This window comes from Oleiphilus sp. HI0067, assembly GCF_001635735.1.
The window spans coordinates 1-11,405 of record NZ_LWFI01000279.1 but is presented as its reverse complement, the minus strand read 5'-3'; the positions used below and the strand labels follow the sequence as shown (position 1 = coordinate 11,405).

The 11,405-nt window shown below is 45.8% G+C and carries 6 protein-coding genes; all 6 read left to right on the top strand.

The features are described 5' to 3' along the window. On the top strand, window positions 1-182 hold a 182-nt coding region (locus A3739_RS03480), incomplete at its 5' end, for a 50S ribosomal protein L7/L12 (protein ID WP_197472016.1). A 222-nt stretch (window positions 183-404) separates the two neighbouring features. Then, window positions 405-4,475 (top strand): DNA-directed RNA polymerase subunit beta, encoded by a 4,071-nt coding sequence (gene rpoB, locus A3739_RS03475; protein ID WP_068473052.1) that lies wholly within the window; start codon window positions 405-407, stop codon window positions 4,473-4,475. An 81-nt stretch (window positions 4,476-4,556) separates the two neighbouring features. Beyond that, window positions 4,557-8,777, top strand: a complete 4,221-nt coding sequence (rpoC, locus tag A3739_RS03470; RefSeq protein ID WP_068473055.1) for a DNA-directed RNA polymerase subunit beta' — start codon at window positions 4,557-4,559, stop codon at window positions 8,775-8,777. Between the two features lie 150 nt (window positions 8,778-8,927). After that, window positions 8,928-9,302, top strand: a complete 375-nt coding sequence (rpsL, locus tag A3739_RS03465; protein ID WP_068456027.1) for a 30S ribosomal protein S12 — start codon at window positions 8,928-8,930, stop codon at window positions 9,300-9,302. A gap of 91 nt (window positions 9,303-9,393) precedes the next feature. Beyond that, a complete protein-coding gene (gene rpsG, locus A3739_RS03460; RefSeq protein WP_068473058.1) occupies window positions 9,394-9,864 on the top strand; it encodes a 30S ribosomal protein S7 in 471 nt (156 codons plus the stop codon). A 72-nt stretch (window positions 9,865-9,936) separates the two neighbouring features. Next, window positions 9,937-11,405: elongation factor G (fusA, locus tag A3739_RS03455; protein ID WP_068500330.1), on the top strand; the 1,469-nt coding region annotated here is incomplete at its 3' end.

Sequence of the window (11,405 nt, the reverse complement as noted above, 5' to 3'; positions counted from 1 at the left end):
CTGGCGATAAGAAAGTTAACGTAATCAAAGCTGTTCGCGGTCTTACAGGTCTTGGCCTTAAAGAAGCGAAAGCAATGGTTGACGGTGCTCCTTCAACTGTTAAAGAAGGCGTTAGCAAAGACGACGCTGAAGCAGCTAAGAAAGAGCTTGAGGAAGCTGGCGCATCTGTTGAAATCAAGTAACTATTCCTTGAATAGTGGCTTGAGCAACAATTGCTCACTAGTCCTCTGACGGAACTGGCCGGTGGTATTTTATACTCCCGGCCTTTTTCCGTTGTTAAAGAAAGCATTACTCCTATGTGCTAGGAGACCTTCAGGGCGAAGCCCTGCACTAGCAAATGATGCCGACACGAAGTTTCATTGTTAGTTAGATTTCAGACCTTTTGTCATAACTGGGGAATACAGATGACCTACTCGTATACAGAGAAAAAGCGTATTCGTAAAGAATTCGGCACTTTGCCGACTGTAATGGATGTGCCATATCTTCTGTCTATTCAAATAGACTCTTATAGAAGCTTTCTACAGGAAGGCGTTGAGGCTGCAGGGCGCGATGATCTTGGCTTGCACGCAGCGTTTAAGTCTGTTTTTCCGATTGTTAGTTTTTCCGGCAACGCTGCATTGGAATACGTAAGCTATCGTCTTGGTGAGCCGGCGTTTGACGTTAAAGAGTGTATTTTGCGTGGCGTGACTTACGCTGCTCCTCTACGAGTTAAAGTTCGTTTAATCATTTATGACAAAGAGTCTTCAAATCGCGCGATTAAAGACATCAAAGAACAAGAAGTTTACATGGGCGAAATGCCTTTGATGACCGATAACGGTACATTCGTTGTAAACGGTACTGAGCGTGTAATTGTTTCTCAGTTACACCGTTCTCCGGGTGTGTTCTTCGATCACGATAAAGGTAAAACTCACTCATCAGGCAAGTTGCTTCATAGTGCTCGAGTGATTCCATATCGTGGTTCTTGGTTAGACTTCGAATTCGATCCAAATGACAACGTGTTCGTTCGTATTGACCGTCGTCGTAAGCTTCCAGCAACAATCTTGATGCGTGCTCTAGGTCTAAGCTCGCAAGAGATCTTGGATATGTTCTTCGACACTGGTCGTTTTGAATTGTCAGCAGACAGCTTCAAACTCGAACTTGTTCCTTCACGTTTGCGTGGCGAAATCGCAACGTTTGACATCAAAGATCCTGACGGTGAAGTGATTGTTGAAGAAGGGCGTCGAGTTAACGCCAAGCAAATTCGTAAGCTTGAGAAATTAGGCGGCGCGCTTGAAGTTCCTAAAGAATACCTATACGGCAAGGTATTAGCGAAAGATATCATCAATGAAGATACTGGTGAGCTAGTTGCTAGCTGTAATACAGAAATTACAGAAGAAGTCGTTGATGCATTAGTTGCGGCGGGTATCGAAAGCATTGAGACGCTTTACACTAACGAACTTGATTGTGGCTCGTTTATCTCTGATACCTTGCGTATTGACCCTACGAATACTCAATTAGAAGCCTTGGTAGAAATCTATCGTATGATGCGCCCAGGCGAGCCACCGACTAAAGAGTCTGCTGAGAATTTATTCGGTAACCTGTTCTTTACATCTGAGCGCTATGATCTTTCGGCAGTTGGCCGTATGAAGTTCAATCGTCGTCTTGGGAGAGCTGAAGAGACGGGCGAAGGCGTTCTTGATAATCAAGATATCATCGATGTGTTGCGTACCTTGATCGACATTCGTAATGGTAAAGGCGAAGTTGATGATATCGATCACCTTGGTAACCGACGTATCCGTTCTGTTGGTGAAATGGCTGAAAACCAATTCCGCGTAGGTCTTGTGCGTGTTGAGCGAGCTGTACGTGAGCGCTTGAGCATGGCTGAGTCTGATGGCTTGATGCCACAAGATTTAATTAATGCAAAACCAGTTGCTGCAGCAGTCAAAGAGTTCTTTGGTTCTAGCCAGTTGTCTCAGTTCATGGACCAAAACAACCCTCTATCTGAGGTAACGCATAAGCGTCGTGTCTCTGCGCTTGGCCCAGGTGGTTTGACGCGTGAGCGTGCAGGATTCGAAGTACGTGACGTACACCCGACTCACTATGGTCGTGTTTGTCCAATCGAAACGCCTGAAGGTCCGAACATCGGTTTGATCAACTCGTTAGCAACTTATGCGCGTACTAACTCATATGGTTTCCTTGAGTCGCCTTATCGTAAAGTTGTTGATGGTCATGTTACCGACGAAATCGAATACTTATCTGCAATCGAAGAAAGTGGTTATGTTATCGCACAGGCAAGCGCTGTTGTTGATGATGGAAATAACCTTACAGAAGAATTGGTAACTGTTCGTCATAAGAACGAAACCACAGTAATGCCTCCAGAAAAAGTTAATTACATGGACGTGTCACCACGTCAGGTTGTATCTGTTGCGGCATCACTTATCCCATTCTTAGAGCACGATGATGCGAACCGTGCATTGATGGGATCGAACATGCAGCGTCAGGCAGTTCCTACATTACGTTCAGATAAGCCTCTTGTTGGTACCGGTATCGAGCGCATCGTGGCGCAAGACTCAGGTGTTTGTGTCGTGGCTGATCGTGGCGGTGTTATTGAGAGCGTTGACGCTGGTCGTATCGTTGTTCGGGTTCATGATGACGAGGTAGACGCGGGCGACGCAGGCGTAGATATCTACAACCTAACTAAGTATGTACGTTCTAACCAAAATACTTGCATCAATCAAAAGCCACTTGTGCGTCAAGGTGACTCTGTTGCGCGTGGTGACGTGATGGCAGACGGCCCTTCAGTAGATATGGGTGAGCTGGCGCTAGGTCAGAATATGCGTATCGCATTCATGCCTTGGAACGGTTACAACTTCGAAGACTCGATTCTAGTATCTGAGCGAGTTGTCCAAGAAGATCGCTTCACAACTATCCACATTCAAGAGTTAACGTGTGTTGCGCGTGACACGAAGTTGGGTAGTGAAGAGATTTCTGCTGATATTCCAAATGTTGGTGAAAGTGCGTTATCTAAATTAGATGAATCAGGCATTGTTTATATCGGTGCTGAGGTTGGCCCGGGCGACATCCTAGTTGGTAAGGTGACGCCAAAAGGTGAAACGCAATTAACTCCTGAAGAGAAGTTGCTACGTGCGATCTTTGGTGAAAAAGCATCAGACGTAAAAGATACGTCATTGCGTGTATCCACCGGAACGCGCGGTACGGTTATCGATGTTCAGGTATTTACGCGTGATGGCGTTGAGAAAGATCAGCGTGCACTTGATATCGAAAACTCACAGCTTGATAAGTTCCGTAAGGATCTTAAAGATGAGTATCGTATCTTGTTGGGTGCAACGTATGAACGTCTCACTGCTGCATTAGATGGTCAGGCAATTGTGTCTGCTCCAGGTCTTAAGAAGGGCGATACGCTTTCTCAAGATTATTTGGCAGCCCTTGAAGCGTCAGATTGGTTTAAGATCCGTTTGGCTGATGACGATTTGAACGAACTTCTTGAGAAGGCGGAAGCATCTCTTGAAGAGCGTAAGAAAGAGCACGAAGAGCGTTTTGAAGTGAAGAAACGCAAGCTTCAAACGGGTGATGATTTGGCGCCTGGCGTACTCAAGATCGTTAAGGTTTATGTTGCGATTAAACGTCGCATCCAGCCTGGTGATAAAATGGCTGGCCGTCATGGTAACAAAGGTGTTATCTCGGTCATCATGCCTGTTGAAGATATGCCATACGATGAGTTTGGTAATCCTGTCGATATCGTTCTTAACCCGCTAGGTGTACCGTCGCGTATGAACGTTGGTCAGGTTTTGGAAACTCACTTAGGTGCAGCAGCCAAAGGTCTTGGTCAAAAGATCGATACTATGATCAAGCAGCAAAAAGAAGTCGCCGAAGTTCGAGGCTTGTTGGGTGAAATCTACAACGGTGTTGCAAGCAAGAAAGAAGAGCTAGACAGCTTCTCTGATAAAGAGATTCTAGAGTTGGCGAACAACCTTCGCGGTGGTGTTCCTATGGCAACTCCAGCATTCGATGGCGCGAAAGAGTCTGAAATCAAAGAGCTACTTCGTTTAGCTGATCTTGATGACAGCGGACAAACAGTTTTGTATGACGGACGTACTGGTGACGCATTTGATCGCCCTGTAACGGTCGGTTATATGTACATGCTGAAATTGAACCACCTGGTTGACGACAAGATGCACGCGCGTTCAACTGGTTCATACAGTCTTGTTACGCAGCAGCCATTGGGCGGTAAGGCTCAGTTTGGTGGTCAGCGATTCGGTGAGATGGAAGTATGGGCACTTGAAGCATATGGTGCTGCATATACCTTGCAGGAAATGCTTACCGTTAAGTCGGATGACGTGAACGGTCGTACTAAGATGTACAAAAACATTGTTGATGGCGATCATCGTATGGAGCCTGGCATGCCAGAGTCCTTCAACGTATTGGTCAAAGAAATTCGCTCATTGGGTATAGATATCGAGTTGGAATCTGAGTAGTCAGTCGATAACCCAATGATTAGCGTCGCGGGCTGATTCAAATATGAAGCCCGCAAACAATAACTCCTACCGGAGCAAGCGATGAAAGATTTATTAAATTTGTTGAAAAACCAAAACGACTCTCAAGAATTTGATTCGATTCGTATTGGTTTGTCGTCACCTGAAATGATTCGTTCGTGGTCATATGGTGAAGTTAAGAAGCCGGAAACCATCAACTACCGTACGTTCAAGCCTGAGCGTGATGGTCTATTCTGTGCGAAAATTTTTGGCCCAATCAAAGACTACGAATGTCTTTGTGGAAAATATAAGCGCCTTAAGCATCGTGGCGTTATCTGTGAGAAGTGTGGTGTAGAAGTCGCGTTGGCGAATGTGCGTCGTGATCGTATGGGTCACATCGAACTAGCTAGCCCAGTTGCACACATTTGGTTCTTGAAGTCTTTGCCATCACGTATCGGCATGCTTTTAGATATGACTCTTCGTGATATCGAACGCGTTCTCTACTTTGAATCGTTTATTGTTATTGATCCAGGCATGAGTACGCTTGAGCGTGGTCAGTTGCTTTCTGATGAGCAGTATTACGAAGCGCTAGAAGAATTCGGTGACGAGTTCGATGCTAAAATGGGTGCGGAAGCAATCCAAGCTCTTCTTAAAGATATTAATCTTGAGTCTGAAATTGATCGTTTGCGTGAAGAGATTCCAGCGACTAATTCAGAAACTAAGATCAAAAAACTATCTAAGCGTCTTAAGCTTATCGAATCTTTCTACGGTTCAGGCAACAAGCCCGAGTGGATGGTGTTAGATGTATTGCCAGTTCTTCCACCAGATTTGCGTCCATTAGTACCACTTGACGGTGGCCGCTTTGCAACATCTGATTTGAACGACTTGTATCGTCGAGTTATCAACCGTAACAACCGTTTGAAGCGTCTACTTGAGTTAAGTGCTCCAGATATCATTGTTCGTAACGAGAAGCGTATGCTTCAAGAATCTGTTGATGCACTGCTTGATAATGGTCGTCGTGGTCGCGCGATTACGGGTTCAAACAAGCGCCCATTGAAATCTCTTGCTGACATGATCAAAGGTAAGCAAGGTCGTTTCCGTCAAAACCTTCTTGGTAAGCGTGTAGATTATTCTGGTCGTTCGGTAATCGTTGTTGGTCCTAGCCTGCGACTTCATCAGTGTGGTCTTCCTAAGAAGATGGCACTTGAGCTATTCAAACCATTCATCTTCTCGAAGTTAGAAAGTCGTGGCCTTGCTACAACGATCAAAGCTGCTAAGAAAATGGTTGAGCGTGAAACGGCAGAAGTATGGGATATTCTTGCTGAAGTGATTCGCGAGCACCCTGTAATGCTAAATCGTGCGCCAACGCTTCACCGTCTTGGTATTCAAGCATTTGAGCCAGTTCTGATTGAAGGTAAAGCAATTCAGTTGCACCCACTCGTTTGTGCGGCATACAACGCCGACTTCGATGGTGACCAAATGGCGGTACACGTTCCATTGACCTTAGAAGCTCAGCTTGAAGCTCGTGCTCTAATGATGTCTACCAACAACATCTTGTCGCCAGCAAATGGAGAGCCGATTATCGTTCCATCACAGGACGTTGTTCTTGGTCTTTACTACATGACGCGTGATCGTGTGAACGCCCAAGGTGAAGGCATGGTATTCGCGGACATTAAAGAAGTTCAGCGTGCATACGGTGCTAAGCAAGTTCACTTGCAGGCGAAGATTAAAGTTCGTATCGAAGAAAGCACGTTCGATGACGATGGCCAGTTGATTACCGAGAGCAAATTGGTCGAAACGACTGTAGGCCGTGCTTTGTTGTTTGAAATTCTTCCGAAAGGTTTGCCTTTCTCATTGGTTAACCAGCCAATGGTTAAGAAGGCGATCTCTAAATTGATCAACTTTGCATATCGTAATTGTGGTCTTAAAGACACCGTTATCTTTGCTGACCAATTGATGTACCTAGGTTTCTCTCAGGCGACATACTCTGGCTCATCAATCGGTGTAAATGACTTTGTAATTCCTGATGAGAAAGAAGGGATTATTGATGCAGCGACCGCTGAAGTAAAAGAAATCGAGAATCAATTCGCATCGGGTCTTTTAACGCACGGTGAGAAGTACAACAAGGTTATCGATATTTGGTCGCGTGCTAACGATAAGGTAGCAAAAGCGATGATGGATACCTTAGGTAAAGATGATGTTGTTGACCGTGAAGGTAATACGGTTCAGCAAGATTCGTTTAACTCAGTATTTATGATGGCCGACTCCGGTGCTCGTGGTTCTGCAGCGCAGATTCGTCAGCTAGCAGGTATGCGTGGCTTGATGGCGAAACCAGATGGTTCGATCATCGAGACACCAATTACGGCTAATTTCCGTGAAGGTCTAAACGTACTTCAGTACTTTATCTCAACGCACGGTGCACGTAAGGGTCTTGCCGATACTGCACTGAAAACAGCGAACTCTGGTTACTTAACACGTCGTCTTGTAGATGTTGCTCAAGACCTTGTTGTTACTGAAGATGATTGTGGTACTGAAGAAGGTCTATTGATGACGCCAATGATCGAAGGTGGCGACGTTGTTGTGCCACTTGGTGATCGTGTTCTTGGTCGAATCACTGCGAAGGATGTTTTTGCTCCAGGTAATGACGAAGATGTAGTTATGCCGCGCGGCACTTTCTTGGACGAGAAGCAAATTGATCTTCTTGAATCTGCAGGTGTTGATGAGGTTTGGGTTCGCTCTGCAATTACATGTGATACTCGCCATGGTATTTGTGCGAAGTGTTACGGTCGCGATCTCGCTCGTGGTCACGTCGTTAACCGCGGTGAGGCGGTAGGTGTTATCGCTGCTCAATCGATTGGCGAGCCAGGTACGCAGTTAACGATGCGTACGTTCCACATCGGTGGTGCTGCATCGCGAGCTTCTGCAGTAGACAATATTCAGGTTAAACACGGCGGTTCTGTACGTCTTAATAACATGAAGAGTATTGAACGTACCGATGGCAACTTAGTTGTTACCTCACGTTCTTCTGCACTTTCTGTTGCGGATGAACATGGCCGTGAGCGTGAGTTCTATAAGCTTCCTTACGGTGCTGTGTTGACTGTGAAAGACGGCGATACCGTTGATGCTGGTCAAGTGGTAGCTAAGTGGGATCCGCACTCACACCCAATCATTACAGAGCAAGCAGGTAAAGCGCAGTTTGTTGGTATGGAAGAAGGTATTACCGTTCGTACCCAAACTGATGAGTTAACTGGCTTATCTAATATAGAGATTATTGATCCAAAAGATCGTCCGTCATCAGGTAAAGATGTTCGTCCGATGGTTCAATTGGTTGATGAGAAAGGAAATCCAGTATTCCTAGACGGGACTGAAACCCCATTCCAGGTGTTCTTGCCAGCGAATGCAAGTTTGACTTTGCGTGACGGTGATCAAGTAACACAAGGTGAGATCATTGCTCGTATTCCTCAGGAATCATCGAAGACGCGTGACATCACGGGTGGTCTACCGCGCGTAGCAGACTTGTTCGAAGCGCGTAAGCCAAAAGAATCGTCGATTCTTGCTGAGATTTCAGGTGTGGTTAGCTTTGGTAAAGAGACCAAGGGTAAGAAGCGTCTTGTTATAACACCTAAAGACGGATCTGATGCTTATGAAGCATTGATTCCAAAGCATCGTCAAATGAACGTGTTTGAAGGTGAAAGTGTAGAGAAGGGTGAGGTGATCTCTGATGGCCCATCAAATCCACACGACATTTTGCGTCTTCTAGGTGTTGTTGAGCTTGCTAAGTACATTACAAACGAAGTGCAAGACGTATACCGTCTGCAGGGCGTTGTGATTAACGATAAGCACATCGAAGTAATTGTTCGTCAGATGCTACGTAAAGTAGAAGTTACGCAATCAGGTGATACTGACTTGATCAAAGGTGATCAAGTTGAATACGTTCAATTCCTTGAAGAGAACGAAAAAGCTGATGCAAACGATAAGATGCCAGCACAATGTGAGCGTCAGTTGCTAGGTATTACTAAAGCGTCGCTTGCTACTGAGTCATTTATCTCAGCTGCATCGTTCCAGGAAACAACACGTGTACTTACTGAAGGTGCTGTGACTGGTAAACGTGACTTCTTACGAGGTCTTAAAGAGAACGTTGTTGTTGGTCGTCTTATCCCAGCTGGTACTGGTTTGGCATACCATGCTGAACGTAAGGCTAAGAAGACTAAAGGTTCTGGTTTAGAAGACGGCTTAGGTGTTTCTGCACAAGATGTTGTAGAGGCGCTAAGCGCAGAGCTAAACAAGGAAAATGACGCGCTATAAAGTGCGTCATAAATAGTGTTGTGGAATGTGGTTAAAAATAAACCAAATTTCTTGACACTATGCTGGGGCGTAATTAGACTTGCGCCCCTCGACTTGAGAGCACCCTATTTTAGGGTGGGAATTTGATAGATAAAATTGGAGTTTGCTTGCATGGCAACTATTAATCAGTTGGTGCGTAAGCCTAGAAAGCGTGTCGTCGCTAAAAGTGACGTTCCCGCGTTGCAGGCTTGTCCGCAGCGTCGTGGTGTTTGTACTCGTGTTTATACGACTACGCCTAAAAAGCCTAACTCGGCTTTGCGTAAAGTATGTCGTGTACGTTTAACAAACGGCTACGAAGTAACATCATACATTGGTGGTGAAGGCCACAACCTTCAGGAGCACAGTGTTGTTCTTATCCGTGGTGGTCGTGTTAAAGACCTTCCGGGTGTTCGTTATCACACTGTTCGCGGTAGTTTGGATACATCTGGCGTTGCAGATCGTCGTCAGGGTCGTTCGAAGTACGGTGCTAAGCGTCCTAAAGGGTAATCTTTGTTTTAAACTTAATTTTAAGGGGTAAGAGTAAGGTCAGGTCTATCCTGAATTACCTGAAGACCTTAGATGTAATAGAGGGCTTATCATGCCAAGAAGAAGAGTTGTCGCGAAACGCGAGATCCTTCCAGATCCTAAGTTTGGAAGTCAGCTGCTAGCTAAGTTCATTAACCACGTAATGGTTCATGGTAAAAAAGCAGTGGCAGAAAAAATTGTATACGATGCGCTAGACACAGTAGCTAGCAAATCTAATCAAGACGCTATGGAGCTTTTCGATAAAGCACTAGAGTCGATTCAGCCAATGGTTGAGGTTAAGTCGCGTCGTGTTGGTGGTGCAACCTATCAAGTTCCAGTCGAAGTTCGTCCGGCTCGCCAAATGGCGTTGGCAATGCGTTGGTTAGTAGAGTACTCACGTAAGCGTGGTGAGAAGTCTATGGCTCTACGTCTTGCAGGTGAAATTCTTGATGCTGCGGAAGGTAAAGGTGCAGCGGTTAAGAAGCGTGAAGACGTACACCGTATGGCGGAAGCGAACAAAGCATTTTCGCACTACCGTTTCTAAAACAAATTTTCGTTTTAGTACAACAACAAGCCTGCTATATGCAGGCTTGTTGCGATTAACGAGGAAAGTTAAGTGGCACGTAAAACGCCTATAGACCGTTACAGAAATATCGGGATCGTTGCGCACGTTGATGCGGGTAAGACGACGACAACCGAGCGCATTCTATTCTATACAGGCCTATCTCATAAGATTGGTGAGGTGCACGATGGTGCAGCTACCATGGATTGGATGGAGCAGGAACAAGAGCGCGGCATTACCATTACTTCTGCGGCAACTACGTGTTTTTGGTCGGGTATGCGTCAGCAATTCGATCAGTTCAGAATTAATATCATTGATACGCCGGGGCACGTTGACTTTACCATTGAGGTAGAGCGTTCTTTGCGAGTATTGGATGGTGCTGTGGTTGTGTTGTGTGGCTCGTCTGGTGTGCAGCCGCAAACAGAGACCGTATGGCGTCAAGCCAACAAATACCAAGTTCCTCGCATGGTATTTGTAAATAAAATGGATCGTACCGGTGCTGACTATTTGTCGGTCGTGGATCAATTAAAAGATCGTCTTGGTGCTAACCCTGTCCCGCTTCAGTTAACGATTGGTGCTGAAGATGAGTTCAAGGGCGTCGTTGATCTCGTAAAAATGAAAGCCATCATTTGGAATGAGTCTGATCAAGGGATGACCTTTGATTACCAAGACATTCCAGCTGACATGCTTGATGATTGTGAGTTGTACCGCGAAGCTCTCGTTGAGGCCGCCGCTGAAGCGTCTGACGAATACATGGAGTTGTATTTAGAAGAGGGCGAGTTGTCTGAAGAGCAAGTCAAGGATGGTATTCGTCGACGCACCTTGGCAAATGAGATTGTGCCTGTCTTGGGCGGTTCTGCTTTTAAGAATAAAGGTGTTCAAGCCGTTCTTGACGCGGTTGTTGAATATTTGCCAGCACCGACTGAGGTTAAGGCAATCGAAGGTGAACTTGAGAATGGTGAAATAGAGCCGCGTAATGCGAGCGATGACGAGCCATTTGCTGCACTTGCATTCAAAATTGCGACCGATCCGTTCGTTGGAACATTGACATTTTTCCGTGTGTATTCTGGAAAGCTTGAGACGGGCGATGCTGTCTGGAACCCGGTCAAGGGTAAGAGAGAGCGTATTGGTCGTATGGTGCAAATGCATTCAAATGATCGTCAAGAGATTAAAGAAGTTCTTGCTGGGGATATTGCAGCCGCTATCGGTCTTAAAGATGTCACAACTGGCGAGACCTTGTGTGACCAGGATCCAAAGAACCGAATTACTTTGGAGCGTATGGATTTTCCAGAGCCCGTTATTTCGGTTGCTGTAGAGCCACGTTCTCAGCCAGATCAAGAGAAGATGGGTGTGGCGCTCGGTAAGTTGGCGCAAGAAGATCCGTCGTTCAGAGTTAAGACTGATGAGGAAACCGGTCAGACGATTATCTCCGGTATGGGTGAGCTACACCTTGATATTATCGTCGATCGAATGAAGCGTGAGTTCGGTGTTGAGGCAAACATTGGTAAGCCTCAGGTAGCGTA

Bases quoted from the DNA above. Each gene is read 5' to 3' on its own strand.
- rpoB (WP_068473052.1), top strand. From the start codon at position 405: ATGACCTACTCGTATACAGAGAAAAAGCGTATTCGTAAAGAATTCGGC.
- rpoC (WP_068473055.1), top strand. From the start codon at position 4,557: ATGAAAGATTTATTAAATTTGTTGAAAAACCAAAACGACTCTCAAGAA.
- rpsL (WP_068456027.1), top strand. From the start codon at position 8,928: ATGGCAACTATTAATCAGTTGGTGCGTAAGCCTAGAAAGCGTGTCGTC.
- rpsG (WP_068473058.1), top strand. From the start codon at position 9,394: ATGCCAAGAAGAAGAGTTGTCGCGAAACGCGAGATCCTTCCAGATCCT.